A 20953-nucleotide genomic window follows, 5' to 3' on the forward strand; every position below is an offset into this window, starting at 1 on the left:
CTCAGACCAGCTGCTTCACCGACATCAGCAGATGCCGGTGCGTCCCGGCCTCCGCCGTGCCCGCCCCCGCCCCGCCGCCGTCCCCCACCCCGTGCAGCAGCGCCCGCTGCCCCGCCCCCAGCAGCTCCAGCCGTACCCGCGGGCTCTCGAACGACGTCAGCGCGTCCAGCAGATAGGCCGGGTTGAAGGCCACCGGCACCTCATCGGCGCCGCTCAGCGTGGCCGGCAGCCGCTGAGCCGCCACATCGTCCCCGAAGCCGGCGCGCAGCATCACGGATCCCTCGGCCGAGAAGTCCAGCCGCACCGGACTGTTCGCCTCCGCCACCACCGCGACCCGCCGCACGGCCTCCGCGAGCCCCTCGCACTCCACCTCGGCGACCGCCGCCCCCGCCATGTCGAACAGCGACTTGTACGCAGGCAGCCGCCCGTCCAGGAGCCGCAGCGCCGTCCGTGTCGGCCCGCCCTCGAAGCCGATCAGCCCGCCCCCGCGGGCCGGGTCCCACCCGATCACCACGTCCCCGCAGCGCCCCAGCGACCGAGCGACGTCCAGCAGCCGCCGCGACGGCAGCAGAGCCTCCACCACCCCGTCGGCCGCCGCCCCCGGCTTCCACTCCAGCCGCCGCACCGCATACCGGTAGCGATCCGAGGCGGACAGCGTCATCTCCCCGCCGTCGAGGCGCAGTTGGACGCCCGTCAGCAGCGGCAGCGTGTCGTCCCGCCCGGCGGCGACCGTGACCTGCGCGACGGCGGTCGCGAACGCGGCGGCATCCACCGTGCCGTAGGGAGCGGGCGCCGTCGGCAGGGCCGGGTACTCGGCGAGCGGCAGCGTCGAAAGACCGAAGCGCGTACCGTCCGCCTCCACCGTGAACCGTGACCCCTCCAGCGCACAGCTCACCGGCCCGTCCGGCAGTACCCGGCACACGTCCAGCAGCCGCCGCCCCAGGACGAGCACCCGCCCGGGCACCGCGACCTGCGCTTCGGCCTCCACCCGTACCGCCGCCTCGAAGTCGAACCCCGTCACGGCCAGCCGTCCCGCGCCCGCCTCCAGCAGCAGTCCGCCCAGCACCGGCACCGGCGTCCGCGCGGGCAGCGCCCGTACGGACCGGCCCACGGCCTCCGCGAACGCCGTACGGTCGATGCGGAACTCCATGAAAAATCCCCCTGCTCGGTCCGGTGGTCAGCAGACGCGGACGTTATCCGCGCCCACTGACAACCGGCCCCGACCAGGGGGATTGATGCGCTGTACGGTCAGGCGGCCGTGGTCAGCCGCCGCTGCAGCAGAGCCGCCCGCGTGCCGAACACCGTGATCGTCACGACGCCGAGCACCGCCAGCAGTCCGACGCCGACCGTCCCGGCCCAGCCGCCCGCGTGGAAGGCGATCGCGCCGACCGTGCTGCCCGCGCTGGAGCCGATGTAGTAGGCGGACTGGTACAGCGCCGAGGCCTGCGCGCGGCCGGTCGTGGCCGTCTTGCTGACCGCCGAGGAGGCCACCGCGTGACCGGCGAAGAAGCCGCCGGTGATGAGGACCAGACCCAGCAGGACCACAGGAAGGGACCCGGCCAGGGACAGCAGCAGGCCCGCGGCCGTCGTACCGCCCGCCGCGTACAGCGCGCCCCGGCGGCCCATCCGGCCCACCAGTCGGCCCGCCGTCGACGCCGACACCGTACCGACCAGGTACACCAGGAAGATCGAGCCGATGATGCCCTGGGGCAGCGAGAACGGGGCCTCGGTCAGGCGGTAGCCGATGACCGTGTACACGCCGCCGAACACCGTCATGAACAGCGCGCCGATCGCGTACAGCCGGCACAGCAGCGGGTTGGACAGGTGGTCACGGACCGTGCGGGCCAGGACCCGCGGGCGCAGCGAGCCCGGCTTGAAGTGCTTGGGGGCGGGGAGCAGCGCCCGGAAGGCCACCGCGCAGGCCACGGCGATCGCGCCGATGACACCGACGGCGACCCGCCAGCCCCACTCCTGCGCGACCCAGCCGGTGATGACCCGGCCGCTCATCCCACCGACGCTGTTGCCCGCGACGAACAGTCCGATCGCGGTGACCAGCGCCTTGGGGCTGACCTCCTCCGCGAGGTACGCGGTCGCCGACGCGGGCAGCCCGGCCAGGGCCGCGCCCTGGAGCGCCCGCAGCACGACCAGCACGCCCAGCGACGGGGCGAGGGGCACCAGCAGTCCGATGGTGACGGCCACGGCCAGCGACGCCGTCATGACCGCACGCCGTCCGAAGCGCTCGGACAGGGCACTCATCGGCAGCACGAACAGCGCCAGCCCGCCCGTCGCGGCGGCCACCGTCCAACTCGCGTCGCTCGCCGCCACCCCGAACTCGCCGGAGATCAGCGGGAGCAGCGCCTGCGTGGAGTACAGCAGCGCGAAGGTCGCGACACCCGCGAGGAAGAGGGCGAAACTCATCCGGCGGTAGCCGGGCCCGCCCGGCGACATACGGGAGTCGGAAGCAGGGACAGAGACATCGGCGCCCACGGTGGTGGACGCCCCGGTACTGGCGGGAGACATGCCTCGAAATTACGTAGGCACCCACTGATCCGTCCAATGCATGGAACGGCGATAATCGTTCCCATGGTGCATCAATCCAGTTCAGCGGCTCGCCTGTCACCATCCAGTGACACAGAAGACATGGCGGAGATGTCCAAGGTGCTGGCTCCCCGCCTCGCGTACTTCGCCGGCGTCGCGCGCACCGAGCACGTCACCCGCGCCGCCCAGGAGATGAACGTCCCGCAGTCGACCCTCTCCCGGTCCATGGCCCGCCTGGAGCAGGACCTGGGCGTCGACCTCTTCGCCCGCCACGGCCGTACGGTCTCCCTCACCCCGGCCGGCCGCACCTTCCTCACCTCCGTCGAGCGCGCCCTGGCCGAGGTCGAGCGCGCCGCCGAGGAGGTGCGGGCCGACGCCGACCCCTTCACCGGCAAGGTCGCCTTCGGCTTCCTGCACACCATGGGCGCCGAGACCGTCCCGGGCCTCCTCCAGGCCTTCCGCGCCGACCATCCCCGTGTCCGCTTCAGCCTGGTCCAGAACTACGGCGAGGCCATGCTCGAACGCCTCCGCGCCGGCGACCTCGACCTGTGTCTGACGTCCCCGGTCCCCGACGCCCCCGACCTGGTCGCCCGCCGTCTCGACGAACAGAAACTCCGCCTGGTCGTCCCCGCCGACCATTCCCTCGCCACCCGCCGCCGCATCCGCCTCGCGGAAGCCGCCGACGAAACCTTCGTCACCCTCGAACCCGGCTACGGCCTGCGCCGCATCACCGACGACCTCTGCCAGGAGGCGGGCTTCAAGCCCCGCATCGCCTTTGAGGGAGAGGAGGCGGAAACCCTCCGAGGCCTCGTGGCAGCAGGCTTGGGAGTAGCCCTCCTCCCTCCACCGGCCGTCCCCCGCCCTGGAGTGGTCGAACTGACGGTCACGGCCCCCCGAGCAGTCCGAGAAATCGGCGTCGCCTGGCTGGAGGGCCACCCGGACACCCCACCGGTAGCAGCCTTCAAAAGGTTCCTGCTCTCAAGAAGAGGCAGTCTGCTGCCCTAGTCAGGGGCGCGGGGAACTGCGCGACAAGCCACAGACAACCCGCACAGGCCGACCAAGAAGCACCCCGTCGACGCTACCGCCGCAACGAAGAACCGAACCCCGCAGCCAACGGCATCCGCAACCCCAACGGCGGCGGCGCGGCCAGCGCATCCCGCACAGGCCGGGACACCGCCCGCCCGAACACCGCCCCCATCACGAAGTCCTCGGCCAACGCCAGCACTTCATCCCGGTACTGATGCAACCCGTGCCCATCCGCATGCACTTCGAACCGGCACACATCCCGATTCGCCTTCTTCACCCGCGCCGCCAGCCGGAACGACAACTCGGGATCCGTCCGCTCGTCGTTCGTGCCGTGCACGATCAGCACCTGCCGCCCCACCAGCTGCTTCACCGGTTCGGGCGGCGCCGCCGCATCCTCCTCCGGCAGCCAGGGGGCCAGCGCCAGCACGGAGTTGACGGCCTCGTGCCCACCCGCTCGCAGCCCGGCCCGGCCGCCCATGCCGGTCCCGACGAGGCAGACGGGCACGTCCCCGTAACGCCGTACGACCTCGTCCGCCGCCCAGGTGGCATCGGCCGCGAGACTGGCCTCGCCGCCGTTCCAGCCGCGGCAGCGGTAGTGCACCACGTGCGCGGCCAGACCCTCGTCCCGGCCCGCTCGGGCCAGCCGGCGCCCCAGGGCGCGTACGGAGGCGGTCGCCAGCATGGGCGACGGTCTGCGGCCGGAGTTCTCGTCCCCGTTGGGCAGCAGCAGCACCACGCCGCTCACCGCCGTCGGCTCCGGTCCGAGTGTCCTGCCCAGCCGGGCCCTGCGAACCGGCGTCGCTTGGTGTGCCATGACAGAACAGTGTCAGAAGCGCGGGTGTATTCAACCCGTCCTCGGGGTCACCGTTACGTATCGACGAAAACGTAAAGGGGCCGAAGAGGCGCCATCTACGCGCGTAGGAGTTAGAGTGCGGAAATGACGAGCCAGACCATCGCGAACACCCCGACACCGGACCAGATCCGCCGGGCGCCCAAGGTTCTGCTGCACGATCACCTCGACGGCGGCCTGCGCCCCGCCACGATCGTCGAACTCGCCCGCGAGAACGCCTACACCCAGCTCCCCGAGAACGACCCGGAGAAGCTCGGCATCTGGTTCCGCGAGGCCGCCGACTCCGGTTCCCTGGAGCGGTACCTGGAGACCTTCTCCCACACCGTCGGTGTCATGCAGACCCGCGACGCCCTGGTCCGGGTCGCCGCCGAGTGCGCCGAGGACCTCGCCGAGGACGGCGTCGTCTACGCCGAGGTGCGCTACGCCCCCGAGCAGCATCTCGAAGGCGGGCTGAGCCTCGAAGAGGTGGTCGAGGCCGTCAACGAGGGCTTCCGGGAAGGGGAGCGGCGCGCCGGGGAGAACGGCCACCGCATCCGCGTCGGCGCCCTGCTCACCGCCATGCGGCACGCGGCACGCGCCCTGGAGATCGCCGAACTCGCCAACCGCTACCGGGACCTGGGCGTCGTCGGGTTCGACATCGCCGGTGCCGAGGCCGGCTACCCGCCCACCCGGCACCTGGACGCCTTCGAGTATCTGAAGCGCGAGAACAACCACTTCACCATCCACGCCGGCGAGGCCTTCGGACTGCCGTCCATCTGGCAGGCCCTCCAGTGGTGCGGCGCCGACCGGCTCGGGCACGGCGTGCGGATCATCGACGACATCCAGGTCCACGAGGACGGCCGGGTCGAACTCGGGCGGCTCGCCTCGTACGTCCGGGACAAGCGCATCCCGCTGGAGCTGTGCCCCAGCTCCAACCTCCAGACCGGGGCGGCGTCCTCGTACGCCGAACACCCCATCGGGCTGCTGCGCCGGCTGCATTTCAGGGCCACCGTAAATACGGACAATCGCCTCATGTCCTACACCAGCATGAGCCGGGAATTCGAGCACCTTGTCGAGGCGTTCGGTTACACGCTCGACGACATGCAGTGGTTCTCAGTCAATGCGATGAAATCAGCGTTCATTCCTTTCGATGAACGACTGGCCATGATCAATGACGTGATCAAGCCGGGATACGCCGAGCTGAAATCCGAATGGCTGTTCCGGCAGACCGCTTCGACCAGCGGCTCTGTGGATTCCGAGGGCTGACCCGGCGGGAAATGGCACACAGGGAATGCGGACGGTGTTCACAAGCCGTCCGCATTTCGATGTTTGCGGCGGGTGGTGCCGCGTGATTACGGTCGCCGCACCGCTCACACACCCCGTCATCCCATTGCGAGGACGCGTTTTCATGAAGCAGTCTGCTGCCAAGTCCCTCGGTGTCGCCGCTCTCGGTGCCGCCTTCGCCGCCACCGGTGCGGGTGCCGCCAACGCCGCCCCGGCCGTTCCGGACGCCACCCAGGCACTGGGGGGCGTCACCCAGGCGCTCCCGGCGGAGCAGCTCTCCCAGGCGCTGCCGGCGGGCTCGGGCGAGGCGGTGGGCCAGGGGCAGAGCCTGGCCGGTACCGGTCTCGCCGCCGCTCAGCCGGTCGCCGGGCAGCTGCTCGCCCAGGGCCCGAACGGCCCGGCCCCCAAGCTGCTCGGCGGGCTCCCGGTGAACGGCATTCCGCTCGCCTGACCCTCCCGCCCGTGCGGACGCACACGCCGATGGGGCGCACCCCTGGACACAGGGTGCGCCCCATCGGCGTTTCCGCGGCGGGCGGTCACCAGGCCGTCTGGGCCTTGTTCCGGACCTTGTCCTCCGAGGGCAGCACGATCCACAGCGCGATGTACAGCAGGAACTGCGGGCCGGGCAGCAGGCAGGAGACCAGGAAGATCACCCGCATCGTCGTGGTGGAGGTGCCGAAGCGCCGTGCCAGCGCGGCGCACACTCCGCCGATCATGCGGCCGTGGGTGGGGCGGGCGAGGCGGGACATGTGCGGCTCCTTCAGCGTCGGTGTGCGAGGTCTCTTCGTCCGAGTACCCCATCTGCACTCCACGCTACGGAGACGAAGGGGGCAAAGCGTCGCTCCACGGTGCGATCCCGACCCTGGGAATCGTCGGGGTCCGACCCTGAGCCGGCTCCTCCGGGGGGAGGGGCGCCCGGGTCAGGGGCGCGGTGGCGCGGCGACGCAGCCAGGAGCGGCCCGCGGGGACCAGCGCGAGGTGCGCGAGGGCCACGCCCGCGGTGTTCAGGAACAGCGAGTCGACATCCACGACCTGACCGGGCACGCCGGTCTGCAACAGCTCGATGCCCAGCGACAGCAGCGCACCGGCCGCGACGGCGCGCAGCAGGGACGCCAGCGGCGAGACGACCAGCCTGCCGCTCACCATCGGCAGCAGCACCCCCAACGGGGCGAGCAGGGCCAGCTTCTCGCCGATGTGCCGGGCGGCCTCGGGCCAGCCCAGGGCGAGATCGGCCCGGATCCCGGCGAACGGCCGCAGATTGGCGGGCATCACCCAGGGCACCTCCAAGGGCCGCAACGTGAACCAGGCGACGAGCGCGAGGTGTGCGACGAGGAGGACACCTCCTGTCACACGGATGCGGAACTCGGCGCTGCCGCCGATGGAGCCTTGACGCTGCACGCCCCCCTAGACGCGGCCTCCGGCAGGATCGGTTCCGGGATGCCCCCCGGGAGGCGTGTGAGGCGTGCGCCACAGCCCGGCGGAGACCGCCCGCGGCCTCACTCGCCGGCCACGTCCTTGGACGGCGGTTCCGTGCTGCCCGGGCGGGCCCGCACCTCGTCGGTGCACTCGTAGCGGCGCGGGGACTCGGGGCCGGGACCGCCGAGGACCACGGAGCCGTCGCCCTCGGCGGCGGCGGAGTCGGAGAAGGTGCAGACGATCTGGGCCAGGGCGTACGAGGTGAGGCTGTCCGGCGCCGTGCTCAGCCGCAGCGTTTCCTCCGGGTCGCCCTTCAGGGGCCCGCCCACGGTGATGCCGCCGCGTACGTCCGTGCTGTAGCCGGCCTCCTTCTCGGCGGGCGAGGGGGTCTCGGCGAGCTGGTCCAGCAGGCCCTGCGCCACCAGCATGCGGCGCTCGGAGTCGGCCGCGCCGTCCGGGACCCGTACGGTCCGGTCGACGGTCACCAGCGAGGACCCGCACAGCAGGAACACCTGCACCGGCAGCCCCCGCGCGGCCTGCGTCGACACATCCGGCTCCGCCAGCGAACACTGCACCCGCGAGGGCGCGGGCCCGAAGTTCGTCGGCACCTCCGTGGCCCGGATCCCGCAGCCGGCCAGCAGGACGGCGAGCAGGGGCAGTCCGGCCAGCCCCGCCAGGCGTCGAGGACGTCGTACGGTCATCAGGCATCCCCCTTCGAGCCCTCGGCCCGGCTCCGGTCGGCGTCCGGCCCGGGCTCCTCCGCGTCCTCCGCGGTCTCCTCCGCCGAGGAGGAGGTGCCGCGCGGGAGCCGCAGGGTGAACACCGCGCCCGAGTCGGCCGAGTTGGCCGCGGTGATCTCGCCGCCGTGGATGTGGGCGTTCTCCAGGGCGATGGACAGGCCCAGGCCGCTGCCCTCGGAGCGCGGCCGGGAGGCGCTGGCCTTGTAGAACCGGTCGAAGACATGCGGCAGCACGTCCTCGGGGATGCCGGGCCCGTGGTCCCGCACCTCGATGACGAGCGAGTCGTCGTCCGCGCGGACCACGACCCGCACCGGGGAGCCGCCGTGCTTGAGGGCGTTGCCGATGAGGTTGGCCAGGATCACGTCGAGGCGGCGCGGATCCAGGCGGGCGTGGATACCGCGCTCGGCGTCCAGCTCGACCGCGTCCAGCCAGGCCCGCGCGTCGATGCACGCGGTGATCTGGTCGGCGATGTCGACGTCGTCCAGGACGAGCCGGGCGGTGCCCGCGTCGAAGCGGGTGACCTCCATCAGGTTCTCGACCAGGTCGTTCAGCCGCCGCGTCTCGCTGACCACCAGCCGGACGGCGGGCTCGATCATCGGGTCCATGCTCCCGGTCTCCGCCTCCAGCTCCTCCTCCAGGATCTCCGTCACGGCGGTGATCGCGGTGAGGGGGGTACGGAGTTCATGGCTCATGTCCGCGACGAACCGCCGGGACGCCTCGTCCCGCGCGGCCATGTCCTCGACCCGTTTCTCCAGCGCCTCGGCCGCGTAGTTGAACGTCCGTGACAGATCGGCGAGTTCATCGGTCCCGGACACCCGCAGCCGGGTGTCCAGCTTGCCCTCGCCGAGCCGCCGTGCGGCCGTCCCGAGCCGTTGCACGGGCTTCAGCACCGTCGTCGCGGCGGCCTGCGCGAGCAGCGCCGAGCCGATCAGCGCGAGTCCCGTGGCGATTCCCAGCGACCAGGCGAGCGAGTTCAGATCCTTCGCCTCCGGTTCCAGCGACTTGAGCATGTAGCCGGTCGGGCCGCCGCCGATCACCCGCGTCCCGGCCACGAGATACGGCGTGTCGTGGTCTATGACCCGCTGCCAGTACAGGTGGTACGGGTGCTTGTTGGCCCCGTCGACCTTCTGCGTCTTGTTCACCGCCGTGCGCAGCGAGGCCGGCACGTCCCGCAGCGAGAAGCCGCTCAGCCCGCCGGAGCTGCCGTAGACGGTCCTGCCGTCGGCGTCGCCGGCGACCAGCAGCACGCTGAAGCGCTGGTCGCTGCCCGCCATCTGGCCCGCGGTGTGCTGCAACTCGTCCTGCGTCGGCCGCTCGGGCAGCGCGCCCGCCCGGTTCTGCATCTCCTGCTCGAAGTCGCGCAGCACGGCGTCCTGCGTACGGGTGAGGACCGCCTCGCGGTTGAGCCAGTACGCGATCCCGGACGCGGACACGGCGGCCGTCAGGGCCACCAGGCCGAAGACGACGACCAGCCTCAGCCGCAGGCTGGTGAAGCGCAGCCGCGACAGAGCTCCCTTGCGCGCCCCGGTCCAGCCGCGGGCCCCCCCTTGGTGCGCCTGTGTCACTGAGGCGCGTCCAGCCGGTAGCCGACACCCCGCACGGTACGGATCAGCGTCGGGGACGACGGGACGTCCTCGACCTTGGCGCGCAGCCGCTGGACACAGGCGTCCACGAGCCGCGAGTCACCCAGGTAGTCGTGCTCCCACACCAGCCGCAGCAGCTGCTGCCGGGACAGCGCCTGACCCGGCCGCCTGCTCAGCTCCAGCAGCAGCCGCAGCTCGGTCGGCGTGAGCTGGAGGTCCTCGCCGTTCTTGGTCACGGTCATCGCCGAGCGGTCGATGACGAGGCTGCCGAACGACGCCGCGTCGTTGGACTCCCGCTCGCCACGCCGCAGCACGGCCCGGATCCGGGCGTCGAGCACCCGCCCCTGGACCGGTTTGACGACATAGTCGTCGGCGCCGGACTCCAGCCCGACCACCACGTCGATGTCGTCATTGCGCGCGGTCAGCAGGATGATCGGCAACTGGTCCGTGCGCCGGATGCGCCGGCACACCTCGAACCCGTCGATGCCGGGCAGCATCACATCCAGCACGATCAGATCCGGCCGCTGCTCGCGCAGCAGCTTCAGACCGTCCTCACCACTGGCAGCGGTCGCCACGCGGTGACCCTGGCGCGTCAGTGAGAGCTCCAGGGCCGTCCGGATGGCGTCGTCGTCCTCGATCAGCAACAGGGAAGGCACGGGCTCATTCTGGCCCATGAGGGGGGCGTGGTTCGACCTGTGGGCCGAGATCAGCGCCGCGCCTACCGCCGACACCTGTGTACGAGCCGTGCTCGTCCTGTGGCCGACCCCTGTGACAGGCCTGTGACAGTCGGCGGACACGGCGATGAAAGTGCCGAGGCAAGCTTCTCGGCACAGGCAAGGAAGCCCGCCCGAGCGGCGGGCCGCACACCGGAAGTCCACGACGGGGGGCGCGAGATGAACACGCTGCACGGCATCAGCACCAGCGCAGTGATCACGCGTCTGCACGACGTGCACCGGGGTTCCGAGAAGTCCGGTGCCGTGAGCGGGCGGGGGTGCGCTCGCGGCACCGGGCGTCAGCACACCGGTTACATGACGGTGGTCGACGCACCGACGGGGGAGATCAACAAGGGGGCTCACGGGGGAGCCGCGTACAGGGAGGACTCGGGGGAGCGCCGTTCGCTGTCGGAGGCGGAGTTCACCGCCTACGTCCAGGAGCGCCGCGCCTCCCTGTACGCCACCGCCTACCACCTCACCGGCGACCGCTTCGAGGCGGAGGACCTGCTGCAGAGCGCGCTGTTCTCGACCTACCGGGCGTGGGAACGGATCAGTGACAAGGCGGCGGTCGGCGGATACCTCCGCCGCACCATGACCAACCTGCACATCAGCGCGTGGCGCCGCCGCAAGCTGAACGAATACCCGACCGAGGAACTGCCGGAGACCGCCGGTGACACGGACGCGATGCGCGGCACCGAGCTGCGCGCCGTCCTGTGGCAGGCGCTCGCCCGGCTCCCCGAACTCCAGCGCACCATGCTGGTCCTTCGTTACTACGAGGGCCGCACGGACCCGGAGATCGCGGAGATCCTCGACATCAGTGTCGGCACGGTGAAGTCCAGCATCTGGCGGTCGCTCCGCCGGCTGCGCGAGGACGAGGTCCTCAGCTTCGGCCGTGACGAGGAAGACGCCTTCGGCGAGCTCGTGGCCTGAAGGTTCGGGGGGGAGCACCACAAAAGGGGGCCCACGGGGGACTGCGGAGGCGCTGGGGGGCGTCTCCTCAGGAGAGTGGGGACACGGGGGAAACGAGGGGGAGGAAACGGGGGAGCACCCAGGGGGGAGCACCACGGGGGAACACAAGAGCGGGACTGGAGGGCCGGGGGGTCCGTCCAGTCCCGCTTCTCTCGTTCTCGTGTCTCAGGCCGCCGTACGGAGACTCGCGCACCGGCCCGCCGCGGCGGCCGCCAGCCGGCCCATCGCCTCGTCGCGGTCACAGGCGTACGCGCCCAGCGCGGTCTGGCGGGCCACGATCGAGCGCTCCTGGCGCATCAGGCGCCAGCCGCGGCGCAGCAGGAACGGCACCGACTTGCGGCCCTCCCTCAGATCCCGCAGGAAGCGTCGGCGGAACGTCTTCACCGGGCCGCGGCTCAGGCACAGCGCGTCGGCCAGGACGCCCAGTTCCCGGCAGCGCGTGACGATCTCCGCGGCGAAGATGCCCTCCGCGAGGAACAACGGGGTCCGTCCGATCTCGACCGTCTCCTCGCCGGTGCGGGCGCTGAGCGAGAGGTCGTAGACGGGGACGGCCGTACGGCCCGTGCGGCAGAGCTGGGTGATCGCGGTGACGGCCGTGTCCGCGTCCCAGGAGTCCGGATGGTCCCAGTCGATGTCCGAACTCCCCTCCACCGAAGGCAGAGTCGGGTCGTCGCCCTCCTTGTAGAAGTCGTCGAGCCGCAGCACCGGAAGGCCGGAGCGGGCCGCGAGGAGGGACTTGCCGGAGCCGGAAGGGCCGCAGAGCAGCACGACTCGCGTCGGTATGGGCAGAGGGGAACTCACGGGACACCAGTGTGAGGCATGCATCGGGGGTCGTACGACCCCGCGGGTCGCCTTTGATGCGCGCGTCACATCTCAACTACCCTTCGTGTCGTTCCGATGACCCAGAGCGTCAAAAGGTGGCAGTGATGGCCCGACACGTCTCACCCAAGAAGCCGACCGTCCAGCGTGCCCTGGCCGTCCTCGCGACCGCGGGAGTGGCACTGGGGGCGGGTGCGGGGGCGGCGTCGGCCGCGGCGGGGACCGGCTCGGTCCTGGACGTGATCCACACCTCCCCGGGAACGACCGACACCCGGGCAGGCCTCCAGGCCGCGAGCGACACCCTCGCCTACGCCACCGGCACGGCGACGGGCCTCAAGCCCAATCCCCTCGCCGGCACGGGAGTCGACCCGCTCGACAACGGCGTCGGCACCGAGGTCGCCGACTTCAAGCCGGTGGATTCCAAGGAGGTGACGGGCCCGGTGGCCCAGGCGCCGTCGGTCGGGGACGCCCTGGTGCTGAGCCAGGTCACCAGGCTGGTCTCGGGGTAGTTCAACGGCCCCGCAGCGGGACCTCCCGGACCAGCCAGGACACCGCGAACGCCACGGCGCACAGGACGGCCGTGCCGAGCGCGACACCGTGCAATCCGTCCACCACGCCCGCCCGGAAGGCGTGCCGGACCGGCTCCGGCAGGTCCCGCAGCGCCTCGGGGGTCAGCTCACCGCCCGTCAGCCGGGCGCCCTCGGCACCGAGCCGGTCCGTGACCGCGGCCGTGAGCCGGCCGGTGTAGACGGAGCCGAGGACGGCGACGCCGAGCGAGCCGCCGATGGTGCGCAGCAAGGTCTGGGTGCCACTGGCCGCGCCCATGTCGCGTGGTTCCGCGCTGTTCATCGTGATGAGCATCGTCGGCTGCATCAGACAGCCGATGCCCACGCCCAGCGCCAGCGTCAGGCCGGAGGCGACCGGTGCCGTCGTGGCCGTGTCGAGCGTCAGCAGGGCCAGCGCCCCCGCCGCGGCCAGCGCACCGCCCGCGATGGGGTAGCCGCGGTAGCGCCCGCCGTCGCCGACCCGCCGGCCGATGACGAGCTGGGCGGCGATCATGCCCAGCATCAACGGAAGCAGCAGCAGTCCGCTCTCGGTGGACGACATGTCCCGTACGAACTGCAGGTACTGGGGCAGATAGCTCGCCGCCGCCAGCATGGCCGCACCCGTGACGAAGCTGAGTACCTGTGCCACCGAGAAGTTGCGGTCGCGGAACAGCCGGGGCGGGATCACCGGTTCCGGGGCACGCCGTTCGACCCGGACGAAGGCGGCCAGCGCGACCGCGGAGACCAGGGCGAGCCCGAGGATCTGCGGCGAGGACCAGGCGTACGTCGTCCCGGCCCAGCTCGCGAGGAGGGTCAGGGCGAGGATCGCGCCCGTCAGCAGCCCGGCCCCGGCCAGGTCGATCCGGGCCTTGACCCGGGTGGCCCGCGGTCGCACCCCGAAGCCGATCAGGGCGAGCGCCACCGCGCCGACCGGGACGTTGACGTAGAACACCCAGCGCCAGTCGAGCTGGTCGGTGAGGAAGCCGCCGACCAGGGGGCCGCCGATCATCGCGGCGGGCAGCAGCACCCCGATCAGTGACTGGGCCCGCCCGGCCTCCGCCGGGGTGAGCAGGGTGCCGATGAGGGCGAGCGCGCCCACGAAGAGGCCGCCCGCGCCGATGCCCTGAAAGGCCCGGAAGGCAATTAACTGCCCCATGTCCTGGGCGAGTCCGCAGAGCACGGAACCGGCGAGGAACACGGTGATGGAGGTGAGGTAGCTGCCCTTGTGGCCGTACAGGTCGCCGAGTTTCCCCCAGATCGGGGTGGAGACGGCGGTGGTGAGCAGATAGGCCGTGATCACCCAGGACAGGTGGTCGAGGCCGCCCAGGTCGCCGACGATGGTGGGCAGTGCGGTGCCGACGACGGTTCCGTCGAGCGTGGCGAGCACGATGCCGAGCAGCAGGCCGAGGACGACGAGCCGGGAGGGCGGGGCGTCCGGCCGGGCCGGATGTGCCGTGCTCGCGGGCGAGGCCGTGGTCTCCCCGGTCATGCGACGTAGTCGCGGACGGACTTGGCGTCCCGCAGGGCGTGGCCCCACCAGGCGAGCTGGTCGAGCAGGGCCTTCGCGGCCGTGTCGGCGGCGGGTTCCGTGCAGGTGCCGTCCTCGTCGAAGCGGCTCCAGGCGTTGTGGAAGCTGACGGTGTTGCGGATGGTCGTGGCGTTCACCTCGGCCATGACGACCCGCAGCTGCTCCACCGCGCGCAGGCCGCCGGACAGGCCGCCGTAGGAGACGAAGCCGACCGGCTTGCCGTGCCATTCCTCGCCGTGCCAGTCGATCGCGTTCTTCAGGGACGCCGGGAAACTGTGGTTGTACTCGGGCGTGACGAGGACGAAGGCGTCGGCCGCCGCGAGCCGTGGTGACACGAGGGCCAGCTGCTCCTCGGTGCCGGGCGGCGGCTGCCGGCCGAAGGCCGGGAACACCGTCGGCAGCGGCGTCTCCGCGAGGTCGACGACATCGGCGCGCAGGTCGTCGCGCTCATCGAGGTGGCCGGTCAGCCACTTCGTCACGACCGGCGCGAAGCGTCCCTCCCGGGTCGAGCCGACGAGGACGGCGACGCGGAGCGGTTCGGTGGTGGCGGGCATGGGTCTCCCCCTGGATGTGTACGGCGTATCTTCTGTGCGTACAACGTACACATTGATGTGTACGCCGTCTACTGGAGATACGCTGTACGCGACATTCGACCGGGAGGAGCGGACCATGGCGGTCGCGAAGAAGAAGGAGGGCGAGGAGAACGGGGCGGAGGCGCCCTCCCTCTGGGAGCGCATGGAGCGGCCCGCCCCGGCCCCTCGCACCTCACTGACCCTGGAGCGGATCGCCGCCGCCGCGGTCGAGATCGCCGACGAGGAGGGCGGCGCGGCCGTCACCATGCGCCGCCTCGCCACGAAGCTCGGCGTCGCGCCCATGGCCGCCTACCGGCACGTCGACGGCAAGGACGACCTCTGGGCGCTCATGATCGACCGGGTGTCCCGGGAGCTGACCGTGCCGGACGGGGCGACGGACTGGCGGGACGTACTGCGCTCCTACGCCCTCCAGACACGGGAGCTGATGCTCGCCCATCCGTGGATGGCGGTCATGCCCACGCCGGTGATCGCGCTGACGCCGTCGCGGATGACCGTGGCGGAGCGGCAGTTGGCCGCGCTCGCCGTCTGCGGCCTGGACGCCGACTCGGTGATGGCCGCCTTCCGGGCCGTCACCTCCTTCGTGCACGGGTCCGCCCAGACCGAGATCGCCATGCGGGAGTACCAGGAACGCCACGGCTGGACCAGCGGCGACGAGACCCGCCAGGCGCTGGCCCCGCAGATGGTCTACCTGATGAGCACGGGCCGCTACCCGACGTACGAGCAGTACGCCCTCAGCGCGTCCCGCAAGGACGACCGGGCCTGGGAGTTCGCGTTCGGCCTCGACTGCGTGCTGGACGGCATCGCGCAGAGCCTCGGGATCTGAGCGAGGCCGCCTACGGAGAAGCCCCAGGCCCCCTGACGGGGAAGGGCCGGGGCTTCCGTATCGAGGGGTGGTGGTCTTGGCATGTTCTTACCGGACGCGAACGCCGTGCGGCCCACTCGCCCGGCCCGGGACGTCGGGTTCGCCCCTCGGGGTCGCTGATGCGCAGCACTCCGGCTCGGGATGGGCGAATGCGTCGGCCAGTCCGCAGCCGCACGCCGGGTCGCTGCGGGACGGCGAAGCCGCGCCTGGCCAGCAGCTGAAGCCACGGGCGGATGCTCGAGGGGGACGTCATAGTCCGCCCAGCCGGAACGGCCGTCGCCACGTCCCGGTCGACCCCGCTCCACAGTGCACCGGGTCGATATGTGACCCCAGTTGGCCGGATCCCGTGGGGACCCAAGTGGTTTCTCGCGGGCCCCGCGGATAGCTTTGCTTTGCTCGCGTTACCCCCCCGCCTCGTCAGGAGTCCAGAGTGAATCGCCCCGGCCGGCTCGCAACAGCCGTACTCACCGCATCCGCAGCCCTGATGCTGACCGCATGCGGTTCGGGAGGAGGTGACGACTCGTCCTCGGACAAGATCAAGGGGACGGGCATCGACGGAGGGGCTGCTTCGGCAAGTCCCTCCGCCTCAGCGGCATCTGACGGTGTCAAGCGGCCGGAGATCACGCTCCCCAAGGAGTTCCAGGCGAACTTCGAGAACTGGACGAACAGCGATCCGAAGAAGCAGGCGATCCTGAACGATGGCCGGGAGCGACTGAAGGCGGAGTATCTCGCGGTCATCGATGCGGAGCCGGCATCAGAGGCGGTGAGCTTCTACAGCACCGGGCAGGCGCTCACCTCGGCGCGGACATGGATCCAGGGGTATGTGAAGAACGACCACACTCTGATCGGCGAGGCCAGGATCTTCAACCCCCAGGTCACCATCTCCGATACGGGCGGAGGTGTGCTCTTCTACTGCGTGGACGAAGGCAAGGGCTACACCAAGGACCGTAGGACGAAGGAAGTGGAGGGCACGCCAGACGGTGTGAACCCCGTTCTGCAGTACCGCACCACGTTGGAAGAGACACCGCAAGGCGTATGGAAAACCAAGTCGCTCGAGACGGAGCGGGGAGGGTGCGGTCAGTGAGGACTGCGAACCGAGCCCTTCCTGTACTGGTCACTGCCCTCATCAGTGGTGTCGTTGTCTTCCCGGCATCGGCGTACGCCTTTGGCACGGACGAGGATCACCCACCTGGCAAGACCCCCGTGGGTGACGCGTCCGGCAACACACTGACCGCCGAGGCCACTGACACTAGGATCAAGGTCACACAGGTCAGCGGCGGCACCTCAGGGGCCGCTGCCAAGGCACTGGCTCCTGTGGATCCGAACTGGCATCCTCCCGCGTGCTGGTATGAGCCGGTTGCCACGCCGGAGCAGTTGAAGAACGGCGTTGAACTCCTCGAGCAGGGCAGGGGCGCGTCAGCAACGATTCTGGTGACGCCTTCGCTGGGGTGGGGTCCCGACCTCATGGTCGACCACTACAAGAAGGGTGCGAAGCAGTCAGACGGGTATGAGAGTTACAAGAACTTCAACCTCGGCAAGGCCGGCAGCTTCTGGCGTGGAGTCGTCAACGAATCCCGCAAGTACGACCCGGAGGCGTACAACTGCGACAAGTTGCTGTTCTGGCAGGACGCCGGAGCCCTCCCCGACAACGCGCACGCACCTACCCCCGACATCCTTGCCTCCTACGCTTACGACGAGATCAAGGTTCCTGACACCGAGGTCGAACTGAAGCCCGCCGTCAAGTCCACAGTGAACCTCCCGACTTGGGTATGGCTGGACAAGGCCGCTTTCAAGGAGGTTCAGGTTCGAGCCGAGCTGGAGGCGGCGGGGGTCTGGGCTGAGACCACCGCCAAGCCGATCGCCCTGCACCTGGAGCCGGGCACGGAGGATGCCGAGACCTACCCGGCTTCCGGTGACTGCAGGATCAACGACGATGGCTCCATCGGCACCCCGTATGCCAGTGGTGAAGCCGGCAAGACACCGCCGTGCGGCATCAGGTACCTCCGTGCGAGCAACGGCCAGCCGTACCAGTTGACGGCGTCGATCACGTGGCAGATCTCGTGGGAAGGGTCCGGCGGCGCGCAGGGCGACCTGCCGGACGGCACCTTCGAGACCAAGCAGGACATGACTGTCCAGGAGATCCAGGCCGTCAACCGCTGAGGAGTCGGTACCAGGCAGGCGCGTTGACCGTGGGAGGTGGCGTGCTAGCCGGCACCAGGAGCGACGATCTCGACGTGATCAAGAGTTTGTCACCAGGGCTCCAGCTGCCGGATATCCGGAGGCAGTTGCCAAGCTGGCTGACGATTTCATATCACCACCGCCCCTTTGCGAAGGCCGTCATCAGCGCGGTCCGGCTGCCGCGACGTCTGCCGGCGCCAGAAGGCGAGCTTGAGTCGGGCGACGGCCCAGCGATCCCGTGGTTCGCGCCGGGCCTCTCGCCGCGGTGGGGCTGCGTTGCTCAGGGGTCGTAGATCGCCAGTGAGTGCGCCAGTTGTTCCAAATCCTGCGCGGCCTGCAGTATGCGGGCGATGTCTTCGGTAGCCGTCCACATCACGACATCGGCGCGGTGCTCCTCGACTCGCCATGCGTAACGTGCGCAGGCGAGCAGATGCGGAGAGACGTCCGGGTTCATGTAGCGGAAGGTGGTGAGACCTTCGCCGAGCCTCTTGGCTTTGAAGCGCTTCACCACTGGTGGCTCCACCGCTTGAGGGTCGTCAGCCAAGGTCAACGTACGCAGCGTTTCCTCGCGTGGCCCCGACGACGGACCGATCGCCGCGAACACGGGGAGCGGCAGGTCAGTGGGGTGATCGCGGTGGAGGAACAGCCAGTGGTCGGTGCCGGGCGGGGAGAAGGCCTCGGCACAGTGCGCGAGCGTGCCGGCAACGAAGCCGATGCCGTTCGGCCCCGGATCCAGCTCGCGGTCCAGCCACAGGTCCTCGGCTTCCTCACGGCACCACGCCTGGATGTCGTCCCACTCTTCGAACGGGCCGACCTCCCCGTCACGGGGCGGGATGACCGTCCAGGGGTAGGGGTCGATGTACTCGATGTCGATCACAGGGAAGAACGGCTCGCTCACCCACGCCTCCAGCGGAGAGTAGCCATGACGGCATCGAACCATTCGACGAGGGCCTCGGCCAGCTCGTCCCGCGGATCACCGCCGCCGACCGTAGAAAAGGCAGCCGCGAACCAGCGGTCAGGGTCGTCCGGCACGGACACGACGTACTCCACGCGACGCGAGCCAAGCGCTGCGCCCCGGTCGGCGTCTGCGATGTGCTCTCGGCGAACGGCGAGAGCACCGTCGAGCTCGCCTGAGCTCAGGTCGGCGTTCTCTGCTCCGTCGCTGGACAGCAGCTGCATGGCCACGTCGGTGGGTTCGCTGTGAGCGGCCTGCCCACGACGGTGTGGGAGCCGGCTTTCCGATACGACAATGGAAGCGCCCAAGTTGGCATTGCCCACCGACCTCACCGGCAAGTACAGGTCAAGGGCCTTCCCTTCCTGTGCCCGACCGACAGCGGCACGGAACCGGCGTTCCAGTTCACGTTTGTAAGGGCCGATCTTGTCCTCCGGCGACCCGGGCGGAATGCGGCTGAAGGCTTCGTCGAGGATGCGGCGAACAGCTTCCTCCGTTCCGTGCCGCAGGGGGATCTGGGCCCAGTCGTCCGGGAGGATGAGCCGGTAGCCAGTAACGGACGCGCTTGCTGCCCGTGTCGACTCGGTCTGTTCAGTGGGCACTCAAGCGCTCCCTGCGATTCAGCCACCAGATCCCGAGGAACGTTCCCAGCGAGGCGACGACAGCGAGCCAGATGACCCAACCACCTTGAAACGCAACGAAAGCGGCCGCGTAAAAAAGGTAGAGACCAGCCGCCGACTTCAGGTAGATGTCGTCATAGGACAGCAGTTTCCAGTTTTCCGGGCTGCGATAGACGAAAAGTAGGGCGAGTGGGGTAACGGCGCACAGCGACCACTCCCAGGTCGGCAGCTCCACCACCGAGCGTCCCAGGAAATCCTTGGTCGCCGGCCCGGCCAGCAAGCGAACGATCGCGATCACCAAGATGATCTTCAAGGCCGTGAGCGACCTGTCGATGCGCCTCTGTTCCAACCTTGAATCCTCGCGGGATTCCGTGTCCTTGGTCATCGTGTTTCTTCTCTCACCATTGTCCCACCGGCGCCTCCATGCGCCCCTTCATCCTGCTGTACTCGCCGTCCGACACATCGTCTCCGAACTTGTCGCCCAGGTCGAGGCCGGTGCCGACTGCCCATGAGCCCTGGAGCGTGTTCTGGTGCCGCTGGGCCTGGGCGGCGTTGTCCGCGAGAGTGGGGTTGTCCGGGTACTCGTCCCGCCACTTCTTGATGTCCTTCATCTGCTGGCTGAGCTTGGCGTCGCCGATGGTGCCCGCCTTCTCCCGCAGTCTGACCTCGGGCAGGTCGGCGTCCCGCACCTCATCAGCCGCCCGCTTGCCCGCCGCACGGTTCTCAGCTTCCATACGCAACTTTCTGGCGCGCGCCGCGTTCCGGTTGCTGCTTGACGTGCCTCCACGCTTCCGAGCGGCCCTTGACGCGGTCTTGCGCGCCCCGGCGTTGGCTGCGGCTGCCCCGGCCTTGGCGCCGTCGTCGGCCAAGCCGCCTGCCGCCTTACGGGAACTCTGCTGAAGTGTCTTGATGGCCTTGGCCGCTTTGAGGCCGTTGCGTGCCATCTTGAGTGCACCGATATCCATGACGACGTCGAACCATGAGCCGTTTCCGGTTGCCGCCAACGTGATGTGGGACAGCGTCACGGCGATGGTCAGACCAAGCGCGATCCATCCCACGACAGGGATGAACATGGCGATGACGCCGAACGCGGTGGCAAACCAGCTCAGTCTTTCGGTCCAATCCTTGAGCCACTCGGCGTCGGCCACCGCCGCCTTGAAGTCAGTCCACCAACTGTCCTTCATGTCATCGTCGATGGAGGCCCGGATCTTCCCTGCGAAGTGGTTGGACCGCTCGGTGTAGTCGCCTTCTGCGGTGGTCAGTCGCTTGCGCGCGTCTTCGAGGTCGTCCTTGGCTCTCCTGAGCGCCGGATCTTCCTCTGGAGAGTCGCCGGGTTCCTTCTTCTCCTCGCCTTTGCCTGATTTCGGCTTGTCGTCGGCCTTTGCGGCGTGGCTGTCGATGACACGCTGGGCCTCTTTGGCGTCTGCGAGGGCCTTGTCAGCCTTTTTCTGGAACTCCTCCAGCTCATCGGCCCAGTTGGACAGGTGCCCCTTCACCTCGCGGTAACGGTCTTCTGCCTCGTCGAGCTTGCGTCCCAACCCGCGAGACTCCTCGCCCAGCTTTTCGGCATACTGGCCCTTGAGGTTGTCGGCGTCGGCCATCGCCGTGAGAGCAGCTGCCTGTGTGCGCAGATACTCTGCGATCTTCTTCATGTGCTTCACCTGGCCGCGGACCCCCTCGGGGTCTCCGGGCACCGGATCGCTTTCGCGCAGCGGATGCCAGTCCTTGGGCCGTGCCATGCTTGTCCCCCTAGAAAGC

23 protein-coding genes are annotated in these 20953 nt (G+C 69.9%); 8 read left to right on the top strand and 15 right to left on the bottom strand.

Going from position 1 to position 20953, the window contains the following annotated elements:
- Position 1: 1 nt before the first annotated feature.
- Positions 2 to 1150: a DNA polymerase III subunit beta gene (gene dnaN, locus ACFT4A_RS33870; protein ID WP_382837962.1), complete on the bottom strand. Its 1149-nt coding sequence runs from the start codon at positions 1148 to 1150 to the stop codon at positions 2 to 4.
- A gap of 98 nt (positions 1151 to 1248) precedes the next feature.
- Positions 1249 to 2520, bottom strand: a complete 1272-nt coding sequence (locus ACFT4A_RS33875) for an MFS transporter (protein ID WP_382837964.1) — start codon at positions 2518 to 2520, stop codon at positions 1249 to 1251.
- Positions 2521 to 2583: 63 nt separating this feature from the next.
- Between ACFT4A_RS33875 and ACFT4A_RS33880 the strand changes: the two genes are divergently transcribed.
- Positions 2584 to 3543, top strand: a complete 960-nt coding sequence (locus tag ACFT4A_RS33880; RefSeq protein WP_382837967.1) for a LysR family transcriptional regulator — start codon at positions 2584 to 2586, stop codon at positions 3541 to 3543.
- A 73-nt stretch (positions 3544 to 3616) separates the two neighbouring features.
- On the opposite strand, the gene ACFT4A_RS33885 is transcribed toward ACFT4A_RS33880, so the two are convergent.
- A complete protein-coding gene (locus tag ACFT4A_RS33885) occupies positions 3617 to 4378 on the bottom strand; it encodes an alpha/beta hydrolase (RefSeq protein ID WP_382837970.1) in 762 nt (253 codons plus the stop codon).
- Between the two features lie 123 nt (positions 4379 to 4501).
- Here ACFT4A_RS33885 and ACFT4A_RS33890 point away from each other — a divergent pair, with 123 nt between their 5' ends.
- On the top strand, positions 4502 to 5659 hold the full coding sequence (locus tag ACFT4A_RS33890) for an adenosine deaminase (RefSeq protein ID WP_382837973.1): 1158 nt from the start codon (positions 4502 to 4504) through the stop codon (positions 5657 to 5659).
- Positions 5660 to 5801: 142 nt separating this feature from the next.
- A complete protein-coding gene (locus tag ACFT4A_RS33895; protein ID WP_382837975.1) occupies positions 5802 to 6128 on the top strand; it encodes an ATP-binding protein in 327 nt (108 codons plus the stop codon).
- A gap of 85 nt (positions 6129 to 6213) precedes the next feature.
- Here the strand turns inward: ACFT4A_RS33895 and ACFT4A_RS33900 are convergent, their stop codons facing one another.
- The 5 genes from ACFT4A_RS33900 to afsQ1 form a co-directional block, all read right to left on the bottom strand.
- Complete coding sequence (locus tag ACFT4A_RS33900; protein ID WP_184591126.1) at positions 6214 to 6426, bottom strand: PspC domain-containing protein; 213 nt, start codon at positions 6424 to 6426, stop codon at positions 6214 to 6216.
- 64 nt (positions 6427 to 6490) lie between these two features.
- Positions 6491 to 7075: a VanZ family protein gene (locus ACFT4A_RS33905; RefSeq protein ID WP_382837977.1), complete on the bottom strand. Its 585-nt coding sequence runs from the start codon at positions 7073 to 7075 to the stop codon at positions 6491 to 6493.
- 98 nt (positions 7076 to 7173) lie between these two features.
- Positions 7174 to 7794, bottom strand: coding sequence for a hypothetical protein (locus tag ACFT4A_RS33910; RefSeq protein ID WP_382837979.1), 621 nt, complete (start codon positions 7792 to 7794; stop codon positions 7174 to 7176).
- A complete protein-coding gene (locus ACFT4A_RS33915) occupies positions 7794 to 9398 on the bottom strand; it encodes an ATP-binding protein (protein WP_382837982.1) in 1605 nt (534 codons plus the stop codon). Before ACFT4A_RS33915 ends, ACFT4A_RS33910 begins: the two co-directional genes overlap by 1 nt.
- Positions 9395 to 10072, bottom strand: coding sequence for a two-component system response regulator AfsQ1 (afsQ1, locus tag ACFT4A_RS33920; protein WP_097219620.1), 678 nt, complete (start codon positions 10070 to 10072; stop codon positions 9395 to 9397). Before afsQ1 ends, ACFT4A_RS33915 begins: the two co-directional genes overlap by 4 nt.
- 237 nt (positions 10073 to 10309) lie before the next feature.
- Between afsQ1 and ACFT4A_RS33925 the strand changes: the two genes are divergently transcribed.
- Complete coding sequence (locus tag ACFT4A_RS33925) at positions 10310 to 11059, top strand: SigE family RNA polymerase sigma factor (RefSeq protein WP_382837983.1); 750 nt, start codon at positions 10310 to 10312, stop codon at positions 11057 to 11059.
- 204 nt (positions 11060 to 11263) lie between these two features.
- Here the strand turns inward: ACFT4A_RS33925 and ACFT4A_RS33930 are convergent, their stop codons facing one another.
- Positions 11264 to 11968: a uridine kinase gene (locus ACFT4A_RS33930; RefSeq protein WP_382837986.1), complete on the bottom strand. Its 705-nt coding sequence runs from the start codon at positions 11966 to 11968 to the stop codon at positions 11264 to 11266.
- Positions 11969 to 12024: 56 nt separating this feature from the next.
- Between ACFT4A_RS33930 and ACFT4A_RS33935 the strand changes: the two genes are divergently transcribed.
- A complete protein-coding gene (locus ACFT4A_RS33935; RefSeq protein ID WP_382837989.1) occupies positions 12025 to 12426 on the top strand; it encodes a hypothetical protein in 402 nt (133 codons plus the stop codon).
- Between the two features lies 1 nt (position 12427).
- Here ACFT4A_RS33935 and ACFT4A_RS33940 read toward each other — a convergent pair whose 3' ends face one another.
- On the bottom strand, positions 12428 to 13951 hold the full coding sequence (locus tag ACFT4A_RS33940) for an MDR family MFS transporter (RefSeq protein WP_382837992.1): 1524 nt from the start codon (positions 13949 to 13951) through the stop codon (positions 12428 to 12430).
- Entirely contained in the window at positions 13948 to 14544 is a 597-nt protein-coding gene (locus ACFT4A_RS33945; protein WP_382837995.1) for an NADPH-dependent FMN reductase, read from the bottom strand. The genes ACFT4A_RS33940 and ACFT4A_RS33945 overlap by 4 nt, the downstream gene beginning before the upstream one ends.
- Positions 14545 to 14659: 115 nt before the next feature.
- Between ACFT4A_RS33945 and ACFT4A_RS33950 the strand changes: the two genes are divergently transcribed.
- The 3 genes from ACFT4A_RS33950 (at position 14660) to ACFT4A_RS33960 (ending at position 17605) form a co-directional block, all read left to right on the top strand.
- On the top strand, positions 14660 to 15406 hold the full coding sequence (locus ACFT4A_RS33950) for a TetR/AcrR family transcriptional regulator (RefSeq protein WP_382837998.1): 747 nt from the start codon (positions 14660 to 14662) through the stop codon (positions 15404 to 15406).
- Between the two features lie 469 nt (positions 15407 to 15875).
- Positions 15876 to 16529, top strand: a complete 654-nt coding sequence (locus ACFT4A_RS33955) for a hypothetical protein (protein WP_382838001.1) — start codon at positions 15876 to 15878, stop codon at positions 16527 to 16529.
- Positions 16526 to 17605, top strand: a complete 1080-nt coding sequence (locus ACFT4A_RS33960; protein ID WP_382838004.1) for a hypothetical protein — start codon at positions 16526 to 16528, stop codon at positions 17603 to 17605. The genes ACFT4A_RS33955 and ACFT4A_RS33960 overlap by 4 nt, the downstream gene beginning before the upstream one ends.
- A gap of 298 nt (positions 17606 to 17903) precedes the next feature.
- Here ACFT4A_RS33960 and ACFT4A_RS33965 read toward each other — a convergent pair whose 3' ends face one another.
- Genes ACFT4A_RS33965 through ACFT4A_RS33980 form a run of 4 tightly spaced genes read right to left on the bottom strand, consistent with a single transcriptional unit; the run spans position 17904 to position 20934 of the window.
- Complete coding sequence (locus ACFT4A_RS33965; RefSeq protein ID WP_382838007.1) at positions 17904 to 18521, bottom strand: hypothetical protein; 618 nt, start codon at positions 18519 to 18521, stop codon at positions 17904 to 17906.
- Positions 18518 to 19177: a hypothetical protein gene (locus tag ACFT4A_RS33970; RefSeq protein WP_382838009.1), complete on the bottom strand. Its 660-nt coding sequence runs from the start codon at positions 19175 to 19177 to the stop codon at positions 18518 to 18520. The genes ACFT4A_RS33965 and ACFT4A_RS33970 overlap by 4 nt, the downstream gene beginning before the upstream one ends.
- The gene (locus ACFT4A_RS33975; RefSeq protein ID WP_382838012.1) at positions 19167 to 19580 is read right to left on the bottom strand and encodes a hypothetical protein; all 414 of its coding nucleotides are present in this window, start codon (positions 19578 to 19580) and stop codon (positions 19167 to 19169) included. Before ACFT4A_RS33975 ends, ACFT4A_RS33970 begins: the two co-directional genes overlap by 11 nt.
- 13 nt (positions 19581 to 19593) lie before the next feature.
- On the bottom strand, positions 19594 to 20934 hold the full coding sequence (locus tag ACFT4A_RS33980; protein ID WP_382838015.1) for a putative T7SS-secreted protein: 1341 nt from the start codon (positions 20932 to 20934) through the stop codon (positions 19594 to 19596).
- Between the last annotated feature and the right edge of the window lie 19 nt (positions 20935 to 20953).

This window comes from Streptomyces sp. NPDC057099 (assembly GCF_042671245.1).
GTDB lineage: Bacteria > Actinomycetota > Actinomycetes > Streptomycetales > Streptomycetaceae > Streptomyces > Streptomyces purpurascens.